This is a genomic window from Mesorhizobium sp. GW821-FHT07A06 (assembly GCF_059419085.1).
On the sequence record NZ_JBWKRC010000002.1, the window covers coordinates 922,902 to 948,187 of the forward strand.

20 protein-coding genes are annotated in these 25,286 nt (G+C 65.4%); 4 read left to right on the forward strand and 16 right to left on the reverse strand.

Annotated features, from left to right (window positions below; all coding sequences use genetic code 11):
* Window positions 1-717: 717 nt before the first annotated feature.
* Window positions 718-924: a hypothetical protein gene (locus AC07SZ_RS09945; protein ID WP_056571148.1), complete on the forward strand. Its 207-nt coding sequence runs from the start codon at window positions 718-720 to the stop codon at window positions 922-924.
* A gap of 43 nt (window positions 925-967) precedes the next feature.
* Here the strand turns inward: AC07SZ_RS09945 and AC07SZ_RS09950 are convergent, their stop codons facing one another.
* From AC07SZ_RS09950 to AC07SZ_RS09995, 10 genes are all read right to left on the reverse strand, one after another.
* Window positions 968-2,185 (reverse strand): amidohydrolase family protein, encoded by a 1,218-nt coding sequence (locus tag AC07SZ_RS09950; RefSeq protein ID WP_494914089.1) that lies wholly within the window; start codon window positions 2,183-2,185, stop codon window positions 968-970.
* Between the two features lie 266 nt (window positions 2,186-2,451).
* Window positions 2,452-3,054 (reverse strand): mobile mystery protein B, encoded by a 603-nt coding sequence (locus tag AC07SZ_RS09955; RefSeq protein ID WP_056571144.1) that lies wholly within the window; start codon window positions 3,052-3,054, stop codon window positions 2,452-2,454.
* Complete coding sequence (locus AC07SZ_RS09960) at window positions 3,051-3,623, reverse strand: mobile mystery protein A (RefSeq protein ID WP_494914090.1); 573 nt, start codon at window positions 3,621-3,623, stop codon at window positions 3,051-3,053. The genes AC07SZ_RS09955 and AC07SZ_RS09960 overlap by 4 nt, the downstream gene beginning before the upstream one ends.
* Window positions 3,624-5,240: a WD40 repeat domain-containing protein gene (locus tag AC07SZ_RS09965; protein ID WP_494914091.1), complete on the reverse strand. Its 1,617-nt coding sequence runs from the start codon at window positions 5,238-5,240 to the stop codon at window positions 3,624-3,626.
* A gap of 747 nt (window positions 5,241-5,987) precedes the next feature.
* Window positions 5,988-6,758 (reverse strand): exodeoxyribonuclease III, encoded by a 771-nt coding sequence (gene xth, locus AC07SZ_RS09970; protein ID WP_494914092.1) that lies wholly within the window; start codon window positions 6,756-6,758, stop codon window positions 5,988-5,990.
* Between the two features lie 399 nt (window positions 6,759-7,157).
* Window positions 7,158-7,796 carry an alpha/beta hydrolase family protein gene (locus AC07SZ_RS09975; RefSeq protein ID WP_494914093.1) on the reverse strand — a complete coding sequence of 213 codons (639 nt, stop codon included), beginning with the start codon at window positions 7,794-7,796 and terminating at the stop codon, window positions 7,158-7,160.
* 216 nt (window positions 7,797-8,012) lie between these two features.
* Complete coding sequence (locus AC07SZ_RS09980) at window positions 8,013-9,131, reverse strand: tetratricopeptide repeat protein (protein WP_494914094.1); 1,119 nt, start codon at window positions 9,129-9,131, stop codon at window positions 8,013-8,015.
* Entirely contained in the window at window positions 9,128-10,033 is a 906-nt protein-coding gene (gene ku, locus AC07SZ_RS09985; protein WP_056571131.1) for a non-homologous end joining protein Ku, read from the reverse strand. Before ku ends, AC07SZ_RS09980 begins: the two co-directional genes overlap by 4 nt.
* A 323-nt stretch (window positions 10,034-10,356) precedes the next feature.
* Window positions 10,357-12,858, reverse strand: coding sequence for a DNA ligase D (ligD, locus tag AC07SZ_RS09990; protein ID WP_494914095.1), 2,502 nt, complete (start codon window positions 12,856-12,858; stop codon window positions 10,357-10,359).
* A gap of 70 nt (window positions 12,859-12,928) precedes the next feature.
* A complete protein-coding gene (locus AC07SZ_RS09995; RefSeq protein WP_065005287.1) occupies window positions 12,929-13,153 on the reverse strand; it encodes a hypothetical protein in 225 nt (74 codons plus the stop codon).
* A gap of 198 nt (window positions 13,154-13,351) precedes the next feature.
* Between AC07SZ_RS09995 and AC07SZ_RS10000 the strand changes: the two genes are divergently transcribed.
* Window positions 13,352-13,666 carry an EthD family reductase gene (locus tag AC07SZ_RS10000; protein WP_065005286.1) on the forward strand — a complete coding sequence of 105 codons (315 nt, stop codon included), beginning with the start codon at window positions 13,352-13,354 and terminating at the stop codon, window positions 13,664-13,666.
* A 63-nt stretch (window positions 13,667-13,729) separates the two neighbouring features.
* Here AC07SZ_RS10000 and AC07SZ_RS10005 read toward each other — a convergent pair whose 3' ends face one another.
* The 4 genes from AC07SZ_RS10005 to AC07SZ_RS10020 are packed head-to-tail and all read right to left on the reverse strand — an operon-like array spanning window position 13,730 to window position 18,685.
* A complete protein-coding gene (locus AC07SZ_RS10005) occupies window positions 13,730-14,953 on the reverse strand; it encodes a GNAT family N-acetyltransferase (protein ID WP_494914096.1) in 1,224 nt (407 codons plus the stop codon).
* Between the two features lie 31 nt (window positions 14,954-14,984).
* The gene (locus tag AC07SZ_RS10010; RefSeq protein ID WP_172372849.1) at window positions 14,985-16,208 is read right to left on the reverse strand and encodes a GNAT family N-acetyltransferase; all 1,224 of its coding nucleotides are present in this window, start codon (window positions 16,206-16,208) and stop codon (window positions 14,985-14,987) included.
* Window positions 16,209-16,217: 9 nt separating this feature from the next.
* Complete coding sequence (locus AC07SZ_RS10015; RefSeq protein WP_494914097.1) at window positions 16,218-17,519, reverse strand: MATE family efflux transporter; 1,302 nt, start codon at window positions 17,517-17,519, stop codon at window positions 16,218-16,220.
* Entirely contained in the window at window positions 17,516-18,685 is a 1,170-nt protein-coding gene (locus AC07SZ_RS10020) for a glycosyltransferase family 4 protein (RefSeq protein WP_494914172.1), read from the reverse strand. Before AC07SZ_RS10020 ends, AC07SZ_RS10015 begins: the two co-directional genes overlap by 4 nt.
* Before the next feature lie 416 nt (window positions 18,686-19,101).
* On the opposite strand from AC07SZ_RS10020, the gene AC07SZ_RS10025 reads away from it, so the two are divergent.
* Together AC07SZ_RS10025 and AC07SZ_RS10030 are read left to right on the forward strand one after the other, a co-directional pair.
* Window positions 19,102-20,271 (forward strand): DUF1972 domain-containing protein, encoded by a 1,170-nt coding sequence (locus tag AC07SZ_RS10025; protein WP_494914098.1) that lies wholly within the window; start codon window positions 19,102-19,104, stop codon window positions 20,269-20,271.
* Window positions 20,268-21,539: a glycoside hydrolase family 5 protein gene (locus AC07SZ_RS10030; protein WP_494914099.1), complete on the forward strand. Its 1,272-nt coding sequence runs from the start codon at window positions 20,268-20,270 to the stop codon at window positions 21,537-21,539. Before AC07SZ_RS10025 ends, AC07SZ_RS10030 begins: the two co-directional genes overlap by 4 nt.
* A 94-nt stretch (window positions 21,540-21,633) precedes the next feature.
* Here the strand turns inward: AC07SZ_RS10030 and AC07SZ_RS10035 are convergent, their stop codons facing one another.
* Together AC07SZ_RS10035 and AC07SZ_RS10040 are read right to left on the reverse strand one after the other, a co-directional pair.
* Window positions 21,634-22,962: a VpsF family polysaccharide biosynthesis protein gene (locus AC07SZ_RS10035; RefSeq protein ID WP_494914100.1), complete on the reverse strand. Its 1,329-nt coding sequence runs from the start codon at window positions 22,960-22,962 to the stop codon at window positions 21,634-21,636.
* A 1-nt stretch (window position 22,963) separates the two neighbouring features.
* Entirely contained in the window at window positions 22,964-25,096 is a 2,133-nt protein-coding gene (locus tag AC07SZ_RS10040) for a GumC family protein (RefSeq protein ID WP_056571110.1), read from the reverse strand.
* Window positions 25,097-25,286 lie beyond the last annotated feature (190 nt).

The following is a 25,286-nucleotide window of genomic DNA, read 5'->3' on the forward strand; positions in this document are numbered from 1 at the left end:
GAAAGATGCGTATAGCGCTTCTTCCGTAAGCACGATTCCGCGATTGCCTTAGCGATAGCTAACGTGAAGCGTGCGATGTCGTTCCGCATGCGGTTGCGCAATGCGACGAAAAAGGCCCGCCCTGCCGGGAGCAGAGCGAGCCTCAGACGATGCCGGCGGAGGTGGCAGCCTCACCGGTCACATCAGGAAAACGCCTGCGCCGGCATCCGGTTCCAGCCACGGCGGCATGGCCCTGCCCTCGATGCAACCAGGACGCCCCGGCGACGTTGTGCACGCATTCGATGAAATCCCAGCAAGGATATGGCGCCATGGCTCCCCGCCCTCCCGTGACCAAGCATCCCTTCACGCTGATGTTTGTCGTTATCGCGTTGATGGCGCCCTTTGCCGGCCTTGCCTGGCGCACGCGCGAATGGATGGGCTGGTAGGCCTTCCAGGCAGCCGAAACACCAGGCCACGGCCACGCCGGACGGGCATATCTGGCGGCAACATGGCCGCCTCAGTGGCCGCTTGGATATATCTCTTTTAGCTAAAATAACGGAACGTCCAATGGACATTGCCGGAACTGAACAGGGCCTCCCGGACCTTTGCTGCAGCCACCTAAGACCTTGGTCCTGCAAGGAAACGCAAAGGGCCGGTAACACTCTTCACCAGGAACATCCCGCCCCCCGCCGTCGTTTGCCGCAAGGTCCCAGACCTGATCATTTCGGAGGAAGAGTGATGTCACATCGGTCCATCATCACCAGGACAGGCCACGGCCCCGGTACGGCCATCGCCGTGTTGATGGTCGGGCTGGTGGTGGTGGGGATTGTGTTCCTCGTCCTTGGCGGCGCGCTCTATTTCGGCGATGCGTCCTCGGACTCACACGCCCTGTCTTCGGTGCCGGCGCGATCGTTTCAGCAAGCTGATCGCGAAGCGGCTAATTGACCGATCCGCGCTCCGGAGCGTTCCAGCGCCTTGGAACGCCGCCTCAGCGCGCTAGTATCGTCCCGTCCCCGGCCACCACCTTGCCCCGACGATAGACCGTACGGTCCTTCGGCACGGCCACCACCGCCTCGGGCACATGCAGCGCCCGCATGGCGACAAAATCCGCCTTGGCGCCAACCATGATGCCGTAATCCGCCAGCCTGAGCGCCTTGGCGCCGGCATGAGTCACCACATCGAAGGCGTCGGCCAGTTCGCGGTCCTCGTAGAAGCCGGAGCGGTAGCCGATCATGTTGGCGCGCGAAAGCATGTCGCCATCGCCATAGGGCCACCAGGAATCGCGGATGTTGTCGGAGCCGCCGAACACGGTGACCCCCGCCTGCCGCAGGGCCGCCACCGGCGGAAAGGCATGGTTGCCGGGCGCGTTGGTCATGATCGCCACGCCGGCGGCGGCCAGCATCTCGCCGGCCTTCGCCAGCGCGTCGGCCGGAATATCGCCAAGGCCATAGGCATGGCTGACCGCGACATGGCCTGCCATGCCGAGCGCCTTGGTCCGCGCCGCGATCTCCTCGACCTGGAACAGACCGAGCGTGCCGCCATCATGCAGATGGATATCGACGCCGGCGCCATGCTTTTGCGCCAGCCCGAACACCGCATCGAGATGACCCTTCACATCGCGGTCGAAACTGGCGGGGTCGAGCCCGCCGATGAGGTCGCAGCCGAGCTTCAGCGCCTCGTCCAGAAGCTCCGCCGTGCCGGGCGAGGACAGAATGCCGCTTTGCGGGAAGGCGACGAGCTGGATGTCGATGAGGTCGCGGTATGTCTCGCGCACGGCAAGGACGGTCTCGACATGGCTGAGCCCGACCGAGCCATCGACCATGACATGGCTGCGCATGGCCAGGCTGCCATGTCCGATACACAGTTCGAGCTGGTTCTTGGCGCGCTCGGCCATCGGCGCGGCGGCGGCAAGGTTTTGCGCTTGGAAGGCAACGCGCTCGCGCACGTCGAAACCGTTGGTGCAAGGAATATGCGGCCGCCAGGCGTCGCCATGGAACGATGTGTCGAGATGGATATGTCCCTCGACAAAGGCCGGCACGACAAGCTGGCCGCCAAGGTCCACCATGATGGCTGCAGGACCGGCCGGCGGCGCGTTGCCGGCGGGCGCGATGGCGTTGAAGCGGCCGTCGGTAACGCAGAGATCCGCCAGCGACCCATCGGCCAGTTTCGCGTTGCGGAAGATCGTCTGTTCGCTCACCGGTGCCATTCCTGTTGAAAGCGCCAGTCCTCGCCGCCCGCCCGCCGCGGGTCAATGCGGCAGAGTCGAGAAACTGTTTCACGCAACAGCCCCGGCGAACCGGCTATCAGATCCTAGCTCCTGCCTATTCCGCTTTCGCGGAAGTTTCGGCGGGCCCGCGATATGCAATGATGCTGTCGCGGTGGTACGAGCCGCCCTGGTTGACGCGGGCGCCCAAGCACACCCCAACAATGCGCCCCCCCGCCCGCGTCGGCCACGGCAGACCCTTGGTCACATCAAGGCTTTCCCGTCAGCCTGGCAAAAGCCAGCAATGGACCGATGTCGTGCCGGTCGGCTGCCTTCAATGCCGAGATGTAAGCCGCCCGCCTTTCGTTCATTTTCAGAAGATCGGCCCCGGCGGTCCAGTCGACCGGCCCGACGCCGTACAGCTTCTCAAGCATGGCATCAGCCAGGATGCGGGCATGGCGCCCATTGCCGTTTGCAAACGGATGAATGAACACCATCCGGTGGTGAAGCCGAATGGCTGCTTCCAGCGGCGCGTAGGTGTCACGATCCACCCAGTACAGCGCATCATCCAGCGCCGCACGCAACTGCACCCCGATCTGCACCGGATCGACGCCGATGTTCTTGCCCGTCGTCCTGAATGTTCCAGCCCAGGTCCACACGTCGCCGAACAGCCGCCGATGAAGCTCGACGGCAAAACCGGGAGTGAGCACGTCCTTCCTCCGTGTCCTGGAAAGCCACAGCAGGCCGGAGGTGATGTTGGCCTGCTCCAGCTCATCAAGCTCGGCCTGAGTGGTGATGTGCCTGTGCTTCAGTCCGGCGAGCTCGTTGAGATCAAGTGGCGTCGCGCCGTCGGGATAGTCCGGTGCAATCATTTGTCCTGCCAGAAATCGGACGGCATTTCATGGATCAGCTCGTTCATCAGCCGGGTCATTTCTTGCCGAGTCCGGCCGTCGGTCACGGTCTGGTCTTCCAGCGCCATATGTTTGCCCGCCGTCGCGACAATCGCCTGCGCCTTCTTCCGCGCCTGCGCGATGATGAGGTTCTCGATGGTCTCGGGCGGCACGAAAGCATAGACGAAGCGGCACCCCATCGCCTCGGCCGTGGCCTGCATCGACTTCAGGGTGACGCCGCCTTCCAGTTCGGCTTGTTCCACCTGGGCAATACGGGCGCGGGTTACGCCCATCCGCCTCGCCAGTTGGGCACCGGACATGCCGAGCGCCTTTCGCACCGTCCTTATCCAGCCCTCCGAAGGGACCTGGATGTTGCCGCCTTGGGTGAGATCCACAACGGCCTGGTATTGTCGGCGAACGGCCTGCTTAACGCTCATTGTAAACTCATATATTGTCAGAAAAGGACAATCTGTAAATACATACATATACAAAGAATACGATAATGTCAATTTATGTGTTGACATATCAACGAGGCTGACGCTTTTCGGCATTCACTGCGGCGCACCGGCAAACAGCACCACGCCGTCGCCGCCGGTCGCGGGCCAATCCCTGATGGTGCGGTCGTAGCCGCCGGTCAGCACCGTGCCGTCGGGGGCGAAAGCCACCGCGTAGATCGGGCCGGTCTGGCTGTCGAACATCGCGATCTGGTTGCCGGTTTCCATGTCCCACAGCCGCGCCGTGCCGTCGAGCGAACCCGACAGCAGGCGCTTGCCGTCCGCCGACAGCGCCAGCGTGTAGACCGTGCCCTCATGGCCCTCGAAGCGCTTCACCTCGCGGCCGCTGTCGAGATCCCAGACCTTGATCGTCAGGTCGCCGCTGCCGGTGATCAGATGGTGCCCGTCGGCGGTGAACACGGCGCCATAGGTGCCTTGCTCGTGGCCATGCCAGCTGCGCAGCTGCTTGCCGCTTTCGACGTCCCAGAGTTTCAGCGTGCCGTCGATGCTGCCGCTGAGCGCCTGCTTGCCGTCGGGCGAGACGGCCACCGCGCTGATCGACCAGTCGTGTCCGGTCAGCACATGCAACACCGAATTGTCGACGAGATCCCAGACGATGACGTTGCCGGTATCGTGTCCGCTGACGGCGCGCTTGCCGTCCGGGCTGATCGCCAGCTTGTTGACGCCGCCATTCTGGCCGGCCTGGAAGACATGCAGCACGGCGCCATCGGCAAGTTTGCGCAGCACGATCTCGCCGTCGTCGCCCCCCGTCAGCGCGCTGACGCCGTCGGGCATGTAGAGCGCCGTGCGCGCCATGTCCTTGTGGACGCCGAGGTTGCGGATCAGGTGCTTGCCGCCAATGTCCCACAGCTTGATCAGATGGTCGGTGCTGGCGCTCATGATCGATTGGCCGTCGGGCGCCACCGCCAGCCACACGACCGCGTCGCGATGGCCGTCGGGCTGCGTTGGGACCGCCGGCGGCGGTGGCGGCAACAGCGCCACCGTGGGCGGCGGAATGACCGCGACCTCCGGCGGCGCCGGCGCGACGGGAGCGGGTGGCGGTACGGCCACGGGCGGCGCTGGCGGCACCGGTGCCGGCGGCGGGTTGGCGGCTACCGGCGGCGGAGCTGGTTGCGGTGCAGGCGCGGGTGCCGGCTCCGCTGCCGGTGGCGCGGCCGCCACGTCCTGGCCTTTTGGTTCGCCGGGTTTGGGCTCGGCAAGTTTGGGTTGATCTGGCTTGGGCTCACTGGGCTTGGGTTCAGCCGTCTTCGGTTCATTTGGCGGTTCGCTCGGCTGGCTGGCAACCTCGCCGCCATCATGCCACGGGCCGAACCGGTCGGCGGCCAGCGCCGCCAGCACGATCAACGGCAAGGCGAAAAAGATCTTGCGCAGGCCGGGCCTGCCGGTCTCCCGCACCTCGGCCGCGCGGCCGAACAGCGGTGTCCCGCCCAGATGCGCCGGCCGCCCCGGCAACAGACCGGCCCAGAACAGCACCGCGCCGAGCAGGCAGGCAAGTGCCGCCACGGAGAAAGCCGCCAACCGGGGCAAATCCGCGCCCGGCCCGGAAAAGCCATGCGAGGCAACAGCGCCGAGCAGCGGAGAGACCAGCGCCAGGCAGGCGATCGCAAGCGCGGCAAGGACAAGCGCAGCCAACCTGTCAGCCAATCTGTTCATCGCGCTTCCCCTCGCCTGGCTCTCGGGCCAGACTACCAGCGTCAACCGTCTATCGCAAAACGCATCGGTGCCCGCATGCGACGGATGGATGCGTTTAAAATTCCGAAGAAGATCGGTTAGTGACCTCGATCAAGAGATCAGTTCGAAGCTGATCACGACCGCCTGCGTCGCGGCGCAAAAATGTGTTCTTCGGCTTGATCAATCGCCACAAAAAGAACCGGTGTTAATTTGCCACAGTCATCACTGATACGCGTTGGACTATCCCCGGCGAAATATTGACACCAGGCGGCGTTGTGTCACTGTCCTCGTGGGATATAGTGGAGAGCTTGCGTTATGAAGAAGATTTATGAACGGCCCGTATTGGTCAAGAAGGGCAATCTGAAATCCATCGTCGCTGCGGTGCCCTCGACACCCTCGCCGCAATAAGAATATCGCGCCTTCGCCGGATTTTCCGGCATGGCCTGGCTGTCAACGGTGTTGATATGACGCTTTAAATGATTTTACGCCATCGCCATTGTCGAGAGCTTGAAACATGAAGAAAACCTATGAACGGCCCGTCCTGGTCAAAAGGGGCAATCTGAAATCGGTCACGGCTACCGCCTCGGCTCCGCCGGTCCTAATAGATTGAGCCTCGGAACCTGATCGACCAACACCGCTGGGGCTGGATTGACGGCGAGCACGGATAGGCCGCTGAAGCGGTCTACGCGTTGGCATTGCTTGTTCGTGTGACGATTGTCGCGCGGCCGCTCACTTCAGCTCCACCCAGACAGGCGCATGGTCGCTGGCGCCGTCCTGTCCGCGCACGTCGCGGTCGATGCCCGCCCCCTTCAGCCGGCGGGCGAGCGTTTTTGACAAAAGGATGTGGTCGAGCCGCAAACCCGCATCGCGCTGCCAGCGGTTACGGCGGTAATCCCAGAAAGTATAGAGCGTCTCCTTCGGATAGACTTTTCGCAGCGCGTCGACCCAGCCCTGCTCGATGAGGGCAGCGAACGCTGCCCGGCTCTCCGGTTGCACGAGCGCGTTGTCGTCATAGGAGCGCGTGGTGTAGATGTCGCGCGGCTCGGGCACGATGTTGTAGTCGCCGGCCAGCACGACAGGCAGGCCGGTGTCGAGAAGCTGTTCGGCATGCGCTTCCAGGCGCTTGTGCCAGGCGAGCTTGTACTGGAATTTCGGCCCCGGCTGCGGATTGCCGTTCGGCGCGTAGAGGCAGGCGATGACGATGCCGTTCACCGCTGCCTCGATGTAGCGGCTCTGTTTGTCGGTATCGTCGCCGGGCAAGGCGTCGCGGGTCAGCACCGGTTCCGCGCCGCGCGCGAGGATGGCGACGCCATTCCAGGTCGGCTCCCCCTTCCACACCGCGCCGTAGCCGGCATCGGCGAGCGCGGTGCGCGGAAACTGCATATCGCGCGCCTTGAGTTCCTGCAGGCAGACGACATCGGGCTTCGCCGCCACCAGCCAGGCCAGAAAATTGTCCAGCCGGCTGTTGATGTTGTTGATGTTGAAGGTGGCGATTTTCATTCGGTGCATGAAAGCAGGAAACGGAAGACGGTCGCAAGGGGCTGACGAAACGGGTTCCTAGAGCAATTCCAGGAAAAGTGTGAAACGGTTTTCCGTCCGGAGTTGCGTTAAAACAATGAGTTAGAGCAGTTCGCCGTTTCCGTGAAACGGTGAAATGCCCTAGGCCTCCGCCAATTGCAGATGGTGGCGCTGCCCCTCATTGCCCTGCCGGGCATTTCTCCCCGTAAACGGGGAGAAAGAGGCTGGCCGCATCGCCGCGCCATTTCTGAAACGTTGGCGATTGGCGATTGGCGAAAACCGGCGACGAGAGCACCCTTCGCCCCGTTTACGGGGAGAAGATGGCGGCAGCCAGATGAGGGGCGGCGCCGACTGTCGAAAAGGGTGCGAGGCGTACGCGCCCTAAAGCCTGCCTGCCCACGCCCTCACCGTCTCCGCCAGCGTCTTCAGATGATCCGCCGCCGAAAATCCGGAAATGCTCTTGCGCGGCTTGAGATCATGGTCGCCATCTTCCAGCCACACCACCTCGATCGCATCGGACAGCCCATAACCGGCCACCTCGTCGCGCGTGCCGAACTCGTCGCGCGTGCCCTGGAAGATCAGCGTCGGCGTCTTCAGGCCTATCAGATGCTTCGTGCGCAACTGATCAGGTTTACCAGGCGGATGGAAGGGATAGCCGAGGCAGACCAGCCCCGAAATCTCGCCCTTGGCGAACATCTCGTCCGCGACCATGGAAGCGACGCGCCCGCCCATCGACTTGCCGCCGATGATCAGCTTCCCGGTCACGCCCCTGGCGCGCAAGTCGGCGATCGCCTTGACGTATTCCGGGTTCACCGTCTCGGCGCGCGGCGGCGGCTTGCGCTGGCCGTAGCGGCGGGCCGCCATATAGTGGAATTCGAAGCGCGCCACCTGGAAGCCCGCGGCGGCCAGGGCATTGGCGGTGGCGGTCATGGAGGGCGAATCCATCGATGCGCCGGCGCCGTGGGCGAGCAGGATGGTGGCGGGGGCGGTGTCGAAGCCGTCGAAGAGGAAGCTGGTCATGGAAACTCCGGCGTTGACGACCCCTTCTCCCCTTTTGGGAGAAGGTGACCGAGCGAAGCTCGGTTGGATGAGGGGTGTTCCAGCTTGGCGCACACGGTCATCAACGCCTCTGCAAACAACAAGCTCGTCAACCTCTCATTCCTTCCAGCACCCCTCATCCGTCTCGGCGCTGGCGCGCCGATCCACCTTCTCCCACAAGGGGAGAAGGAAAGGGCCTCAACCCGCCGTCCGCGCCAACTGCATATCCACGAACTGCACGCCCTTGGCCGCCACCCCGGCCCATTCTGACTCCGCGTCGAGTTCCAGATATCGCACCCACAGCCGCCGCGCCTCGGGCAGATTGCCGGCGTCGAATTCCAGCCGCGCCAGATTGAACACAGGGTCGGCATAGGCCTTGTCGAGCGCGATCGCCTTCTGCAGGTGCTTTCGCGCCGAGGCGTCGCGGCCTTGCTCGCTCATCAGGCCGGCAAGGTTGAACCAGGCTTCGACGAAGGCGGGGTCTAGTTTTATCGCCCTGGCATAATCATGCGCGGCATCGGCCGCGTGGCCGGCGGCGCGCAGGCAGTTGGCGCGGTTGAAGGCGGCGATGGCGTCGGTCGGGTCGATGGCGAGGCAGCGCTGGTAGAGCGTGGCGGCACCGTCATGGTCGCCCCCCTCCTCCACCGCTTCTGCCTCGGCGAACAGGTCTTCCAGCGTGTCGTCGCCTTGCGGCGCGCTGCCCAGGTCAAACAGCAACTGCCCGTCGAGTTCGCTCTGGCCGCCCTCGAGATAGATCCCGTCGGCGCGGCCATGCTGCGAGCCGACAGCGAGCGACTTGGCGGTGAGCGAAGCCACCGGGCCGGAGCGGTGCACGGAGCGCGCGATCGCTCCCCAAGTCGCGCCGCTGGCCACCAGCCCGGCATATTTGCGCGCCAGGATCAGGTCGCGGAAGGAATAGGGCTCCGCTTCATGCTCGAACGCGTCGAAGAGCGACAGCAGATCGAGGTCGGCGCCGGACAGCCGAGACTGGTCGATCAGCGACTGCCGGGACAGCGACGATGCTTCCGGCGCCTTCATCAAGCCGAGCAGGCGCAAGAAGCCGTTCTCGCTGATCAGGATGCGCCCTGCCGCACGTTCGGCGGCGACGCGGCGCTCGATCCCGGCATCGCCGTTTTTCGTGAGGCCAGCCTTGGCGAGAAGCGTACGGCCGAACACGACATGCGTGGTGCGCCGGGTGATGCCGCGCCTGAGCTGGCCATGCCGGCGCTCGACCTCGCGGGCGGCGAGCCTGAGCGGAAACGCCGCCAGCGCGCCGATCGTGCCGAAGACGCCGCCCGCGACGGCCGGTGCCGTCATTTCTTGCTCTTGCCGACCGCCTTCAGCAGACTGGCCTTCAGCGGATTTTCAGGAGCCCCGCCCGCTGCCGCCTTCTTGGCGGCAGGCTTCGCCGCCTCATCGGCCTTGCTCTTCGACTTGGCCGGCGGCTTCGACTGCGACAGGCTGGCCTTCAGCGCATCCATCAGGTTGATGACATTGCCGCGCTCGGGCGCCGCCGCGATGATCGGCTTGTGGCCCTTGAGCTTCTCGCGGATCATCGCCATCAGCGCGATCTCATAGCGGTCCTCGTAATTCTTCGGATCGAAGGTGGTTTCCTTCTGCTTGATCAGCGCTTCGGCGAGTTCAAGCATTTCCGGGTCCGGTTTGCCGGCCGGAATGTTGCCGAAATATTCAGCCGTGCCACGCACTTCGTTCGGGTTTCTCAAGGTGCACACGAACATGCCGTTCTCGCGTGCGCCGATCGTCACCACCCGTTCGCGGCTGGACAGCACCAGCCGCGCGATCGCCAGCTTGCCGGATTTGCGCATCGCCTCGCGCAGCACGGCGAACGTCTCCTCCGCCATCGCCCCATCCGGCGCCAGGTAGTAGGGCGCGTCCTGGTAGATGACGTCGACCTCGCCCTCGTCGACGAAGGCCTCGATGTTCATCGTGTGATTGGATTCGATGCGCACCGCGTCGAGGTCGGCATCATCGATGATGATGTACTGCTTGTCCTCGTACTCGTAACCCTTGACCAGATCCGAGCGCTCGACCAACCCGAGTTCGGGATCGACGGGCTTCATGTTGATGCGGTTGTGGGTCTTCTTGTGCAGCTGGTTGAACGAGATGCGTTCGCTCGCGCTGGTCGCGGGGTATAACCGCACCGGACAGCTGACGAGGCTGAGCTTGAGGTAACCTTTCCAACTTGCCCTGGGCGCCATGATACACTCCTACGCGGCCATGCACTGACATTTTCGACTGAGCATGATCTTGTCCAAAAACCGGTTCCCGCTTTTTGGGATCATGCTCTCTGCAGCGCTTTCGTCCGAAGGACGATTGGCGCCGTGGAAATCCTACACCGACCCCGCACAATACCGGCAAATCCCTGACGAAATCTTCCGCTGCGTCTTTTCAGGTCGTGGGGAGAGAATAATTCAAATTGTCGGAAGCGTCGATGGCGGTTTAGGCGCTGGTGATTGGCCGAACGCCTCGAGGCTTCGTCATCCTAGGGCGAAGCAAGGAGCGAAGCGACGCGGCGCAGACCCTAGGATGACGAACGCAGTGTCGGCAAATCCCGCGCAAACTCGTCGATCTCAGCCCACGGATCGCCCGACGTCTCCAGCAAGCCCGGCAGCGACGAATAGTTCAGATCCTGCGGAGCATCGATCGCTTCCAGGTCGCTCCAGCTCACCGGCGTCGAGGCCGGCAGATTGGTGCGGGCGCGCAGCGAATAGGGCGCGGCGGAGGTGTGGCCGCGCGCGTTGCGGTGGTAGTCGATGAAGATGCGCTTCTTGCGGTTTTCCTTGCCCATGGTGGTGGTGAAGGTGTCGGGCGCGGTTGCCGTCAGATGCGTGGCGATCGCGCTGGTCGCCTGGTGCAGTTTCTTCCAGTTCTGCCTTGGCGTAACCGGCACGGTGATATGGATGCCGCTGCCGCCGGACGTCTTGGCGAAAGGCACCAGCCCCAGCCCCTCCAGCTCGCCCTTGATGTGGACGGCCGCCTCCACCACCTCGCGCCACGAAATCCCCTCGCCCGGGTCGAGGTCGAAGACGATCTGGTCGGGCTTGTCGAGACTGGCGCGGTGCGTGCCCCAGGTGTGGAACTCCACGACGCCGAACTGCGCCAGCGCCAGATAGCCCTTGGCGCCTTCGACCGAGAGATAGGATTTGGTTTCGCCTTCGGAATTGGTCGACTGGAACGTCACCACCGAGGGCGGCATGCCGGTGAAGGCGTGGCGCTGGAAGAAGCAATCCTTGGGCAGGCCGGTCGGGCAGCGCACCAGCGACACCGGCCGGCCGAGGATATGCGGCAGCATGAAATCGCCCACCAGCGCGTAATAGACGGCGATGTCGAGCTTGGTCGGCCCGGTCTTGCCGAACAGCCGCCGCTCCGGATTGGTCACCCAGATGGTGGCGAGGTCCGCCTCGGATATCAGCCGCTTGCGCTTGGCCGAGACCGGCGTCGACAGGCCGACATCCCTGAGGCCGCGAAACACGCCATGGCGCAACGAATTGTCCGCCGTGCGGTTGGCATAGTGGATGCGCGCCGAAAACAGCGGCTTCACCCAATGCATCTCGCGCATGATTTCGCGCGGCACGCCTTCGGGCGCGGACGCGCCTGACGTCAGCGGCTCCAGCCGGGCCAGCAAATCCTCCGCCGTATCGCGGTCGAAGCCGGTGCCGACCTTGCCGCGATAGTGCAGTTCGCCGTCCTCCCACTCGGCCATGCCAAGTGCGGCCAGCCCTTCCGCCGCTTGCGAGGTCGTATACCCCGCGATGACGAAATCGTCCTTCTGGAGCGCCTTGCATTTGGTCCAGCTCTTGGTGCGGCCGCTCTGGTAGATGGCATTGGCGCGCTTGGACACGACGCCTTCCAGCCCGAGCTCCGTCGCCTGGTCGTAAAGCCCCTGCCCCGAACCTTCGACATGGTCGGAGAACTGGATGGCGGAATTGGCGCCGAGACCGGCGAGCAACTCGCCCAACAGCGCCTTGCGCCGGATGAGCGGCACCTTCGTCAGGTCCCAGCCGTCGAGATGCAGGAGATCGAAGGCATAGAAATGCAGCTTGCTGCCCGCGCCTTCGGCCAGCGCGTCCTGCAGCAGCGCGAAGCGGCTGATGCCCCGGCCATCGAGCACGACGATCTCGCCATCGATGATCGCCTCGCGGCACGGCAATTTGGCGAAGGCGTGCGGCAGGTCGCCGTAGCGTCTTGTCCAGTCTATGCCGCCACGGGTGATCAACCGCACCTGCCCGTCGGAAACATGCGCCATGGTGCGGTAACCGTCGAACTTGATCTCGTGCAGCCAGGGCTCGTTCGTGTTCTCGGCAACGCTTTCGCCGCCCGGCGGCTTTGGCACCTGCGTCGCCAGCTGCGGCTCGATGCGGCTGAGCGCCGGTGCCTTGACGGCGCCAGGCAGCGTGCTTGGTTTCAGGGAACCCGGCTTGGGCGCGGACTTCGCGGCCGGCTTCGCCGCTGCCGCCAGCTCCTCGATGCGCAATCCCGATTTCACACTTTCCGGCCGCGCTTCGAGGATGTTCAGCGCCGTGTCGGCGGCAAGGTCGCGCTCCTTGAACAGCAGCCAGTTTTTCTTCTCCGCGTCCTCGCCGGGCTTGGGCTTCAGGCGCGTCAGCATCCAGCCGCCATTGAGCTTGTCGCCGGCCAACCGGAACTTGAAGGCGCCGGTCCTCAGGCTCTTCTCCACATCGTCCATCGGCGCCCATGTGCCGGCGTCCCAAACGATCATCGGCCCGCCGCCATACTCGCCCTCGGGGATGACGCCCTCGAAATCGATATATTCGAGCGGATGGTCCTCGGTCTCCACCGCCAGCCTCTTGTCGGCCGGGTTGAGCGAAGGCCCGCGTGGCACCGCCCAACTCTTCAGCACATCGCCGACCTGCAGGCGCAGGTCATAGTGGTCCGCCGTGGCGTGGTGCTTGTGGACGACGAAGCGGTTGCCGCCGCCGGTAATGAGCCCGCCCGCCGGCTCTGGCGTCCTGGAGAATTCGCGCTTGGCGCGATAGGTCTTGAGTTTGGCGGGAGCCGGCATGGGTCAGCGCCCAAGGCGTTTGGCGAGCGGGAGCAACCGCCGCGTTCCGGAACCGATGGAAATCACGCTCTCAATCGTCGGTGGCCGGCGTCAGTTCGAGCTCGGCCGGCGACAGGCCCTGCTGCAGCTGGCTCAGCCGGAACTCATCCACCCAGTAGGCTTCGCCGTCGACCAGCACCCGTGCCTTGTAGGCACCGTCCGAAAAGCTCTGTGCGGTGATATAGACCTTGTGAGCGTCGAGCGCCTTGCGCACCGCGGCGCGCTTGGCATTCTGGCTGGTTACGGGACTGAACATGACGCTGCCCTCGGTCGCCCTCACACATCGGGCGACTGGGCTCAAGGATGACGGAGACAAGCAGTCCTGTCAATTTCGGGCGCGGGGCCATGCCGCTGGTCCTGCGAAAATCCGGCATGCCTGTCGAAATCCGCTCCCGGCGAACGACATTGGTGCGGCGCCGACGCGGCGCGATCACCTCAAACAGGGAGCACCACCATGGCCAAGATGCTCGTCATCTACAAAACCCCCGCCGATCCCGTCGCCTTCGAGCGCCATTATCACGACATTCACGTGCCGCTGGCCAAGCAATTGCCCGGACTGCGGCGCTACGAGATCAGCCGTTCGCCGATCATGAATGTCCTGCCGGGGGAGACGCCCTACAGGGTCGCCATCCTCTATTTCGACAGTCCGGAGGCCATTCGCACCGCCTTTGCCAGCGAGATCGGCCGGGCCTGCGCGGAGGACCGGCGAAAGTTCGCCAGCGATGATGATCTGGTGACGATGCTGCTCTTCGACACCGAGCCGCTCTGAACCATCACCTCATCGCGCACGGCCATCAATTCCTGCTCCCGAAGCCGCTTCGGGAGCCGTTCGTCAAGTCTTCAATCGCCGCAACCGGCGCATCACACCCTGCACGGCCTTGTACAGTTCCGGCTTGGAGCGCACGAAAAGCTCGATCCTGTTGCGCAGCTTGATATAGGCGGTCGCCCCGCTGCCCCGCAGCGTGATCGGCTCGCACAACTCCGCCAGTACCGAGCTTGAAGCGCCGATATGCTGCTTGTAGCCCTGGCTGCCGACCGAAAGGTCGAAATAGCCGAGCCCTTGCGTCACCCCCCACATCATCAGCTTGCCGATTGTCGTCAGGCCCGGCGAGGCGTTGGGCACCGCGTCGTGGTCGATCCCGAGCAGGAGCGCATGCAAGGTGCCCTTCATGACCAGCACGTAGATGACGGCGAGATAGGTTTGCCCGACACGCAGCCCGAACAGCCGCACCGAGCCGTCGGACAGGCCTTGCAGGGCGGCGTTGCGATAGAACTCGACGACCGGTGCCTGCGTCAGCAGGTCGAAACGCCCGAGCTCGCGGAAGCGATTGAGCCTGAGTTCCAGCAGCGTCGCGAACTGCTTTTCCACCATGTCCGGTGTCTCGGCCTCGGCCAGGTCGAGCCTGCCCATCTGTTCGAAGCGGCGGCAGTGCTTGTGGAAATTCTTGGCGAAGGACGGTTTGCAGATGCGCTTGATCAGCGTCGCCGGCTCGCCGTGCATGGCCAGGCCCGACGCGATCTGGATGGAGTCGCGCGTCGCCGAAAGCAGCGCCAGCGGATTGGCGACGCCATGGATCTGTCGCGGAATGCCCGCGATGTGGATGCGGTCCGCCGGTGGCAGCACGGCACGGACCGCTGCCCATGCCGCATCGGCACCTTGTCTGGTCCAGGGTCTCGCATCGGCCAGCAGCGGCGCCGAGTAATCGCACACGCCGCAGCTCAGCCATTCGATGACATGGTGTCCAAGCGCCCGGCGCCGCATCAGTGGCAGCAACATGACCGGCGCGCCCGTGACGGCGTCGCTGACCTCGACCACCAGCAGCTCGGCGTTTGCGGGCATCAGCCGTTTGGCGATCCCTTCCACCCAGGCAAGGCCCTGATGGCCGGTGCAGAGGCCGGTCGCCTCAAGGCGCTGCCACAGCGGCCTTACGCTGTCGAAGCTGGTGTGCAGACACGCCGTATAGTGGGCGATGGCGCCCAGACCGACGACATCGGGGGAAGCCGGTTGGCCCGCTGCATCCGCTACCGCTTCTATTCGCATTGCCTGGCCTGCCACGTCCTTCTCCCGTCGTTCAGGCCCGCCCTCGTCATCCTCCGCGAAGACGCCGCAAACCCCGCATCATCCCTTGGGCCGCGCTGCGCAGCCGGGGGTTGGAACGCACGAAGGCCTCGGTCCGGTTGCGCAGTTCGATGGCGGCGCTCGCGACACGGCCCCGCACCGTCAACCCATGGCGTAGTTCGGCCAGCACCGAAGCCTTGGCGCCCATGCGTTCCTTGTAGCTCTGGTCGCCGACCGACAGGTCGAAATAATCGAACCGCCGCTCGCGCGCCCAGCCTATCAGCCGGCCCATGATCAGGAGGCCCGGCGAGACATTGGGCACCACGCTCTGGTCCATAGCTATCAGCAGAGCATGAACAGTCCCTTGATGGACCACCGCATATTGGACGGCTATCAGGGCATCGCCGACGCGCAGCCCGAAGAGCCGCACCGATCCGTCCGGCAGACCCTGCAGGGCGGCGTTGCGGTAGAAATCGACAACCGCCTCCTGTGTCAGCAAGTCGAAGCGGCCAAGCTCGCGAAAGCGGCTGAGCCGCATCCGGATCAGTTCGCCGAAGAGCTGCTCGACCTCGGCCTGCGTGCCGGCCTCGACAAGCTCCACGCCGCCGAGCCGTTCGAGCCGGCGCCAGTCCTTGCCGAATTCCTTGACGAAGGATGGCCTGCACAGGCGCTTGAGGACGGTTTCCGGCTCGCCGTCGATGGCCAGGCCGAAGGTGGTCTGGAGGGAATCGCGCGTTGCCGGAAGCAGCGCCAGCGGGTTGGCGACGCCGCCGATCCGCCGCGGAATTCCCAGGATGTTGACGCGGTCCGCCGCCGGCAGCACGGAACGCACCGCCGCCCACGCGGCCTGCGCGGATTGCGCCGTCCACGCGCTCGCATCGGCCAGCAGCGGTGCCGAATAGTCGCAGACGCCACAGCTCAGCCATTCGATCACCCGATGGTGGAAGGCTGGCCGCAGCATCAGCGGCACCAACATCAAGGGCGCGCCCGTCACCGCGTTGTTCACTTCGACGATGAGCGGCTCCGCGCCTGCCGGCATCAGCCGCGCCACGATCCCCTCCACCCACGCGAAATGCTGGTGGGCGGTGCAGACGCCATCCGTCTGGAAGCGCAGCCAGAGCGGCCTGACCGCTTCGAGACTGGTGTGCAACCGCGCCGTGTAGGCGTCGTTCGCCGCGACGATGGCGGGATGAGAAGCCTGCCCGTCGGGCAAGTCGGCCACCGCGGCAATGTGCACTGCCTGTTCTGCCACATCCTTCTCCTATCGCTTTGCCGCGGCGAATGTGACCGCCCGTCGCCAGGAGCCCAGGCGGCTATACCGCTGCTGGTCCGGATGCTCGATGTTCCACATGCGGTGATGCGCGAAATACCATGATGCCACGAGCACGAAGGTCTCGGAGACCGCCGAGCCCAGCAGCGCCCATGGCGGGGACGCGACGGCCAGCAGGATCGCGATCAGCGCCAGCCCGACGATCGCGCCGCCCATCGTGATGAACGCGACGATCCGGAAATCGCCGAAGATCTCGAGCACGATGCGGGGCATGATGTAGAGCATGATCGGCACGAAATTCGCGATCACGAAAAGCCCGATGAACCCGACCGAGGCATCCTGCAGAGCCTGGGATTTTATCATCGGCAGGACGAACATGATGGCGCATCCATAGGCCAGGCCGCCGAGCCCCATGACGAGCGACCAGATCTTCGCCTGCGCCCAGACGCGGCGCGTTTCGTTGGCCTGCATCAGCTTCGCGAGTTCCGGCTGCGTCATGTTCACGAAGGCAAGGCTGATGATGCGCAGCGGAGCGAACAGCACGAGGACCGCCGCCAGCGGCGCGTAGGCGGCCGGCCCGGCAATGCCCGCGACCAGCAGCGCCAGGCTTTGACCCTGGATGTTGGTGGTGGTCGCGCTGAAGGCCGACCAGCACAGCTGGCGCCAGAGCCTGGTGTAGCGCCGGCGCGTCGGCATGCGGAAACTGACGCGAACCCTGCGGCCTGACAGCCGGACCAGGACGAAGATGCCAAATAGATTTGCCGCCGCAAGGGCGTAGAACACGGTCTGCAGCACGTCCGTGGCGAACCAGATCGCCAGCCCGGCGAGCACGGTGCCGGCGATCGTGAAGGCGGCGTCGCTGATGGAGACGACCACCTGCTGGCGACGCGTGAAGAATGCCGTGCGCATATGGCTGCGCAGCGACCAGGCGCCGACGAAGCAGCCGGCGGCAATGCCGCTTGGGTCGCCCAGGAGATGCATCAGGATAGCCGTGCCGGCGGCCATCAGCAGCGCCACCACCAGCGCCGCCGTTCCGAAGGCCACGTCATGGGCATCGACGCCGGCCCTGTTGCTGCTCTTGCTCATCCATATCGAGGCGGGGACGGCGGTGAGCGACCTGATGTAGGACAGGCCGACGCCGCCCATCACCATGGCGAGGGCGAAAAGGCCGTAGCCTTGCGCCGACAGCATGTGCAGCAGCGCGAGGTTGAGGGCGAAGTGGAAGCCGCTCTGCATTGCCTCGCCGCCGATCATCAGCACGAGGCGCCGCACCAGATGGACGGGGAACTTCACGGCTGCGTCTCCGCCTGGCGGGTGGTTGCCGCCTTGCCCGGCCTTGCCATGGCCGTCTTCAGCTTGTCGGCGGCGATCGCGGCGATCGTCGCGGCCGCGACCGGCTCGCTGAACATCGTCTCGTAGCGCTTGCGCCCGGCGGCGACGAACCCGCGCCAGGCTTCAGGGGCAAGGACGATCTCCTGCAATTTCGCGGCAAGCGCGGGGGCATTGTCAGGCGGAACATGCCAGCCGGTCTCGCCGTCGCTGACCACCTCGACCAGTCCGCCGATCGCCGACACCAGAGGCGGCCGGCCATAGGCCATCGCCTCGATGGCGACGCGGCCGAGCGATTCCGGGCGCCGCGACGGCACGGTGACGATATCGGCCCAGCGGTAATGCTCGGAAGGGTCGGAGATGAAAGGCAAGGTGCTGACCTGATCGGCCAGCCCCATGGTCCCGACCAGTTCGGCCAAGGCGCGCTCGCGCTCGACGCTTTCGAAAGCGCCGCCGACCAGCCGCACCTCGATCCTCGACTTCAGCTCCGCCGGCATCGAGGCGATCGCCTCCAGAAGCACTTCCTGGCCCTTGATCCGGTTGATGCGGCCAAGCAGCAGCACCCGTAGCGGGCGCTTGCCGTCATAGGTCATCGCCTCGGCCGCCGCCGGGCCGGCAACGCCGTTGTAGACGACGTATGAGCGCGCGGATTTGGGATCGCCGAACGCGGCGCGCGTGGCGCGCGAGTTGAAGATGAGATCGGCACGGCTCCAATGCATCAACCCGACCAGGATCCGGCGCAGCACGCCTTCGGGAATCTCGTGGATGTGCAGCAGGGCCTTCGTCGGCAGCAGGCGCGAGGCCAGCGCATAGTCGGCGACGATCGAGGTGTTGACGTAGACGAGGTCGCAATCGCGCAGGCGCCGCCATGCCCGCCACAGCGCGACCGGCAGCCGCGCCATCTCGATGGTCGCCAGCCGCAGCATCGCCTGACGCCTCAGCACCCAGAGCGGTTCAAAGACGATCCGGCTGGCATGAGGTTCCAGGATCCGCAGGATCGGCCCGCCGCGCGGCAGGACCACTTCGATGTCGGCGGACGGAAACGCGGCGCGCAGCGCCGCCACGCTCTCCGCGAAGCTGCGGTCGGAGCCGTAGAGTTCGTAGCCCTGGTGGATGCAGGCAATCCGCATCTTCACATGCATCTTTCTGTCAGGGGTGGTGTGACGATCCCGCCGCCTGACGGTACCGGCGACCGGAAACACCCCTTTGGACTTCACTGGTTGCGAGTGTGGTCATGAACGGGATCACCACACCAATGCTGCACGCCCTCCGCCGATTCCGGCGCGCAGAAGTCCATCAGCAAGGATCATACCGGGCTAATGTACCCATCTGCGGGCCGGCCGGCCCCGGCATTGCCTCGTTTCGATACACATACGTGCGGAAAGTTGACCGATAGTGAAACAACTCCGGCGGTTGGAAGAAATATTTTACAACCCCGGTGCGATGATGGCCGGAACCCGGTCTGGCATGGATATCGCTAGGCTGCGGTTCTGAGATGACACAGCCTCGCATCACGGATCGAGCGGACCTGAAAGTACCAGCAGCCATGAAACCGGAACAGCCTTCCATCCTGATCCTGGGAACGCGCGGCATTCCCGCGGCTCATGGCGGCTTCGAGACCTTCGCCGAGAAATTGGCCCTTTTCCTGGTCGCACGCGGCTGGAAGGTCGGCGTCTACTGCCAGGACGAGGTCGAACGGGTCGACCAGCGGGTGCGCCTCGACAGCTGGCGCGGCATCGACCTGATCCACATCCAGGTCGCCTCGAAAGGACCGCGCGCGACGCTGGAATTCGACTGGCAGTGCGTGCTCGACGCCGCGCGCCGGCCCGGCGTCTGCCTGGTGCTCGGCTATAATGGCGCGGTCTTCCTGACCTGGCTCAGGCTGATGCGGCGCAAGATCATCACCAATATGGACGGCATCGAGTGGCGCCGCCCGAAATGGGGACCAGCGGCGCGCACCTGGTTCTGGCTCAATGAATGGATCGGCGCCTGGGCTTCGCACCGCCTGGTCGCCGACCATCCTGTCATCGCCGATCACCTGGCGACGCGCCGGCCGCGCAGCGCCATCGCCACCATCACCTATGGCGCCGACCCGGTGACGTCGGCGCCCGAGGCGCCGGTACGCGCGCTCGGGCTCGAACCTGGAAAATACCTCATCTCGATCGCGCGCATCGAGCCCGACAACAACATCCTGCCCATCGTCGAAGCCTTCTGCAGCCAGAAACGCGACATGAAGCTGGTGGTTCTGGGCACGCTCTCCGACCAGAATCCCTATCATGTCGCCATCCGCAAGGCCGCGAACGCCTCGGTGGTGCTGCCGGGCGCCATCTACGACCAGGCGGCGGTGAAGGCGCTGAGGTATCACGCGCGCGCCTACATGCACGGCCACACCGTCGGCGGCACAAACCCGTCGCTGGTCGAGGCGCTGGCCGCCGGCAACATGGTGATCGCGCACGACAATCCCTACAACAGGTGGGTCGCCGGGGCCGCAGCCGTCCACTTCACCGATACGCAAAGCTGCGCCGAGCGGATGCGGCAGGCGATGGAGGATGACGCGCTGGTCAAGGCCTGCGGTGAAGCCGCCAGGACGCGCGCCCGCGAAGCCTTCCGCTGGGAGGATGTGCTGCTGGCCTATGAGGATGAAGCCTACCGGCTTCTCGGCGTGACATCGGAGCGGACAGCCGCGATCGACCGCCCCTCGCCCGGCGCCGTATGACGGGCTGGTCGCGGCGGCGGTTGCTGCGCGCCGCGCTGTCGACGGCGCTGGTGCCCGCGGCGATGGCGCAGCTTCCCGCGCCGTCCGCGCTTGCCGCCAGCGGCGAATGGCGTTTCCGCCGCGGCGTCAACGCCTGGCCCTGGTTTGCGCTGACGCGTGAATTCCCCGCCCCGCGCACCGACTATGACTGGCCGCCCTTCCAGTCGCAGCGGCCGGTGCCAACCCCAGACGACCTCCGCCGGCTACGTGCCACCGGGCTCGATTTCATCCGCCTGCCCGTCGATCCCGGCCCGTTCCTGGCCGCCGACGCCACCACGCGCGGCAAATTGCTGGATATGCTGGACGCCGCCGTCGCCGCCACGATCGACGCCGGTCTCGGCATCGTCGTCAACGTCCAGGCCAACGGCGCCACCCATTACTGGAACCCCGACCGCATGGTCTCCAGCACCGCGGCACCCGAATTCGCGGCCTATCGGGCGCTGGTCGGCGAACTTGCCGGCAGGCTGGACCGGTTCACGCTTGGAATGGTGGCGCTGGAGCCGGTCAACGAACCGGCGCAGTCCTGCGATTCCAACCTCTGGTCGCAGGTCCAGGCGTCCCTGCTGACGGCGGCCAGGGCGTCATCCCGGGCCTTGCCGCTGGTCGTCACCGGCGGCTGCGGCTCGATGGTGAGCGGGCTGGCCGCGCTCGATCCGGCGCCGCTGGCGGCCTTCGAGCCGATCCTGTTCACCTTCCACTTCTACGAGCCCTATCTGTTCAGCCACCAGGGCGCGCCGTGGATGCGCGAGCCCGTCTACCGCGCGCTGAACAATGTGCCGTGGCCGGCCTCGGCGGGCTCGCTCGAAAATACGTTGGCCTCCGTCCGGGCGCGCATGGCGGCGGATACCGAAACCTCCGAAGCGGACAAGAAGGCGGCCTACGCGGAGACCGAGCGCGTGCTGAAGGTCTATTTCGACGCCCAGCCCGACCGCTGGTTCATCGACAAATATCTCAGCCAGGCGCGCGACTGGGCCGACAGAAACGGCATTGCGCCGCAGCGCGTCATCATGGGCGAATTCGGCGCACTGCGCACCGACGCGCGTTACGTGGCGGCACCCAACCCCGACCGCGCCCGCTACATTTCCGATGTCAGGCAAAGCGCCGAGGCCGCCGGCTTTCCCTGGGCCTTCTGGGACCTCTTCGACGGCATGGGCATGATGGACGACAAAACCCGCGCGCTGGACCCGGCGATGGTCGAGGCGCTGGGGTTGAGGATGGCGGAGCAATAACGCCGACCGTCCAGATCTTCGTCATCCCAGGGCGGAGCAAGGAGCGAAGCGACGCGGCGCAGACCCTGGGATGACGAAAAGCGGAGGCCTGACGCTAACTGCGGGGGTTCAGCCCGCGCACCTTTTGCCTCACCCCACCCCGCACCGGCCGATACAGCACCAGAGCGATCACCACGAATTTGGTCATGAGCGTCGTCTTCGACGCCAGGCTCTCTGAGGTGTTGAGCAGGATCAGCCAGCCCAGCATCAGCAGCCAGATGCCGGCATGGCAGCGGCGCGCCACTTCATGCATGAAGAGCGCGAAGCCGACGAACAACAGCAAGGTGAAGAAGGCGCCCTGGTAGAGGACCGTGCGGATGATGGGGTTCTCGATGCCCTGCTCGAGGCCGCTGATGCGGCGCAGGCTCTCGATGAGGTCGATGTCCGGCCCCACGATCACGTCGCGCAATTCCAGATGATTGAACAGGTCGAACATCTCGACGCGGGCATTGGCGCTGCCGGAGTCCGACACGAAGCGCTCGAGCAGCGCGTCGAAAAAGCCGTAGGACGCCGCGACCGCGATGACCACCGGGACCAGCGCGGCAAGGATGAGGCCGAGGGCCGCGCCAAGCAGGTTGACGCGCCCCGTGCGCAAGCCGCGCAGGCCCTGGATGAGCAGGTAGCAACCGCCGAGCACGATGGTCAGCACCATCGCGGAGCGGCCGCCGAAGGCGACGAGAGCCGCGCATTGCAGGCCGATCATCCCGAGCCGCAGCGGCATGGACAGCGATTTCGAACCGGACAGCAGCGCCAGCACATAGATGGAGGTCACCGTGGCATTGGACAGCGGATGGCCCTGAAGCGCCGTCGAGCGCAGGTCGGTCATGAACGCTTCGCCGTCGAGCCGATAGGGAAAGATCAGCGTCTTGGTGGCGAACTCGAACAGGGCCAGCAGCGCGTTCACGGTCATGATGGCGTGAACCACGGTCTGCATCCGGGCGAAGGTCTTCTCGTTTTCCTCGGCCAGCATCATCACCAGCAGCGCCGGCGCCACGAACGTGTCGATCATGCCGGCCATGCCGGGGCGCTGGCGCGCGATGACGACGACCAGGAGCACGATCGACATGACCGCCATCAGCGCGCTGGCTGGCCGCCGGTCGGCGACGGCAACCACGTAGCCGACCGGATTGCCGAAGGTGCAGGCGCGCCAGGCAAACACGAGTATCAGCAGGTAGGTCGAAGGATGGATCTTGGTCGCGGGGTTGCCGGTCAGGCCGTCGTAATTATAGCCCACCAGCCACAGCATGCCGCCGGAGATGGCGAACAGCAGCGCCACGACCGTGACCAGGCCGATGCCGGTCAGCCAATCGACGGAGCTGCCGGCGCGGGCCTGACCCGGACCGGCCCAGCCGGCTGCCGGGTTGGCGGTCCGGATCGCAGCCATGTCAGGCCGCCTCGTCGACCAGCAAGGCGCCGGTCGGCAGCCGCCCCATGACGGAAATGGCCTGCGAGGCCGTCGTGACATCGCGCATCGGCGTCGAGTTGAGCGTCGCGACCATCACGATCTCGTCGACCATGGCGACCAGAGGCGAGGCGTTGAGATTGTCGGCCAGCGCGCCGCCGTCGACGACGACGAGGTCGAAATTGCGGCCCGCCTGCGCCAGCATCTGCTGCGTGAAGTAGACGCCCTGCGCCTCGGAAAAGACGGCCTTTTGCCGACCCCTGCCCAGCACCGCGACATTGCTGCCGGCCGTGTACTGGCTCAACGCATCGAAGGCATATTCGCCGCGCAGAACGTCGAGGAGACCGGGTTGCGGCTCCTTCTTGCCGCCGCCGGCATTGTTGGTGTCGATGAACAGGACACGGCTACCCCTGGCCGCCGCCGCATTGGCGAGCAGGCGCGCCACCCTGCCCCGCTGCGCGGCGTCCTCGGGCGGCGATGTCAGCAGGATGGACGGCACCAGCGGCCAGTTCGGCGGACGCCGGCTGGAGGCGAACAGGCGCCGCAGCGCCAGGCCCGCGACCGCATCCGTCTTCTGCCCGGCCGAGGCGGCAGCGCCGCCGAAAGGCCACCAGCGGCGGCGCGCCGATTTCGCCGGCAGAACGCCAAACACCGGCGCGTCGATAGCCGACTGCATCTGCGCGCTGGAAAGCACCGTCGGCGAGGAATATTCCGCGATCAGCGCCAGCGCGGTGCCCAGCCCCAGCCCGCCGAAGAGGGCACCGAAAAGCAGCAGCGGCAGCGGCGGCCAGCTCTTCTTCAAGGCAGGCATGGCCTGCGAGATGATGCGCGCATTGGTGCTGTCGACATTGATCTGCTCGCGCGTTTCCTGCGCCCGCTGCAGATAGGTGGCGTAGACCGAGCGCACCGCCTCGAGGTCGCGCTGCAATTCGCGCAGCTTGACCGAGGCCTGGTCGGTGTCGAGCGACTTGCTCTTCATGCCGGCGACCTTGGCTTCCAGCGCCTGCTGGTTGGCCAGCGCCCGCTCGTAGTCGGTCTCGGCGGCCGCACTGATGCGGCCGAGTTCGCGCGCGATGAGGGCGCGCGTGTCGCGCAGCTGCTGCTGCGCGGCGATCATCGAGGGGTGGCGCGGCCCGAGTTCGGTGCCAAGCTGCGAGACCTGGTCGACAAGCGTCGCCTCCTGCGCCCGCAGGCTCGATATCACCGACGAACGCATCGCTTCCGAGGTCGCGTCCGGCGCGCCGCCGGACCGGCGCAGCTGGTCGACCTGCGCCTTCAGCGTCGCGGTACGGCTCTGCGCGGCGGAAAGCTGCGTGTTGATCTCAGTCAGCTCCTGGTCGCTGACCAGGTTGCCCGCCGCCATCACCATGTTGTGGGCGGATTTGTAGGCCTCCACCGCGTTCTCGGCCTGCTGGACGCGCTTGCGCTGTTCGTCCAGCCGCGCGGTGATGGAATCGGAAGCGTCGGTGGCCATCTTCGCGCGCGCGCTCGCCTGGTCGGCGAGGTAGGCCTGCGCGATGGCATTGGCGAGCTTCGCGGCCTTGTCGGGGCTCTTGGCGGTGACGATCACATCAAGGACCAGCACCTTGTCGGCCCGCTTCACCGCCAGCCGCCCGCGCAGCGCATCGAGCGTCTTTCCGGTCCTGTCGGTTTCGGCCGACCCCGAACCCAGCAAGCCGCCAAGCAAACGGCCCACCAACCCGCCCTGCCCGTTGAATTCCGGATCCTCGGTCAGGTTGGTTGCCTCGATGGCCCTGAGCAGCACGCCCGTCGACTGGACGACGCTGACCTGGCTTTCCACCATGGTGATGCCGCCATCGGGCGGAACGCGGCTTGGATTGACGTCGTTGGTGACCACCTGCAGGTCTTGCGGATCGATGATGATCTCGGCCACCGAACTGTAAAGCGCCGGCGTGAACAGGCCGTAGAGCAGCGTCACAAGGGTCAGCAGCGCGGCGGTGGCGAGGATCAGGAAACGGCGGCGCACCAATATGCGCTTCAGGTCACCCAGCTCGACGGTCGAGGATGCATAGGACGCCGTCGGCGCCGGCTCCGGGGCGTATTGCGTCACCTCTGGAGCGTGTTGTTGCGGCAACGAGAGCAGGGATGATTGCAAAGGTCGCTCCGACAACACTCCATGTGCCTGCAAGGATTAATTGCGGCCTCAGCCTAGCTATTCCTCCAACTGTTAAAACACTGTTAATTATGTTGGGAGCTCTTCTGATTTTTGGCACGGAGTTTGCCTAATAGAGGCACGAGCGTGGTGACGCGGGCGCGGGCGAGCAGGAGACGGACGCAAATGGGGC

Bases quoted from the DNA above. Each gene is read 5' to 3' on its own strand.
- AC07SZ_RS09945 (WP_056571148.1), top strand. From the start codon at position 718: ATGTCACATCGGTCCATCATCACCAGGACAGGCCACGGCCCCGGTACG.
- AC07SZ_RS09950 (WP_494914089.1), bottom strand. From the start codon at position 2,185: ATGGCACCGGTGAGCGAACAGACGATCTTCCGCAACGCGAAACTGGCC.
- AC07SZ_RS09955 (WP_056571144.1), bottom strand. From the start codon at position 3,054: ATGATTGCACCGGACTATCCCGACGGCGCGACGCCACTTGATCTCAAC.
- AC07SZ_RS09960 (WP_494914090.1), bottom strand. From the start codon at position 3,623: ATGCCGAAAAGCGTCAGCCTCGTTGATATGTCAACACATAAATTGACA.
- AC07SZ_RS09965 (WP_494914091.1), bottom strand. From the start codon at position 5,240: ATGAACAGATTGGCTGACAGGTTGGCTGCGCTTGTCCTTGCCGCGCTT.
- xth (WP_494914092.1), bottom strand. From the start codon at position 6,758: ATGAAAATCGCCACCTTCAACATCAACAACATCAACAGCCGGCTGGAC.
- AC07SZ_RS09975 (WP_494914093.1), bottom strand. From the start codon at position 7,796: ATGACCAGCTTCCTCTTCGACGGCTTCGACACCGCCCCCGCCACCATC.
- AC07SZ_RS09980 (WP_494914094.1), bottom strand. From the start codon at position 9,131: ATGACGGCACCGGCCGTCGCGGGCGGCGTCTTCGGCACGATCGGCGCG.
- ku (WP_056571131.1), bottom strand. From the start codon at position 10,033: ATGGCGCCCAGGGCAAGTTGGAAAGGTTACCTCAAGCTCAGCCTCGTC.
- ligD (WP_494914095.1), bottom strand. From the start codon at position 12,858: ATGCCGGCTCCCGCCAAACTCAAGACCTATCGCGCCAAGCGCGAATTC.
- AC07SZ_RS09995 (WP_065005287.1), bottom strand. From the start codon at position 13,153: ATGTTCAGTCCCGTAACCAGCCAGAATGCCAAGCGCGCCGCGGTGCGC.
- AC07SZ_RS10000 (WP_065005286.1), top strand. From the start codon at position 13,352: ATGGCCAAGATGCTCGTCATCTACAAAACCCCCGCCGATCCCGTCGCC.
- AC07SZ_RS10020 (WP_494914172.1), bottom strand. From the start codon at position 18,685: ATGCGGATTGCCTGCATCCACCAGGGCTACGAACTCTACGGCTCCGAC.
- AC07SZ_RS10025 (WP_494914098.1), top strand. From the start codon at position 19,102: ATGAAACCGGAACAGCCTTCCATCCTGATCCTGGGAACGCGCGGCATT.
- AC07SZ_RS10030 (WP_494914099.1), top strand. From the start codon at position 20,268: ATGACGGGCTGGTCGCGGCGGCGGTTGCTGCGCGCCGCGCTGTCGACG.
- AC07SZ_RS10035 (WP_494914100.1), bottom strand. From the start codon at position 22,962: ATGGCTGCGATCCGGACCGCCAACCCGGCAGCCGGCTGGGCCGGTCCG.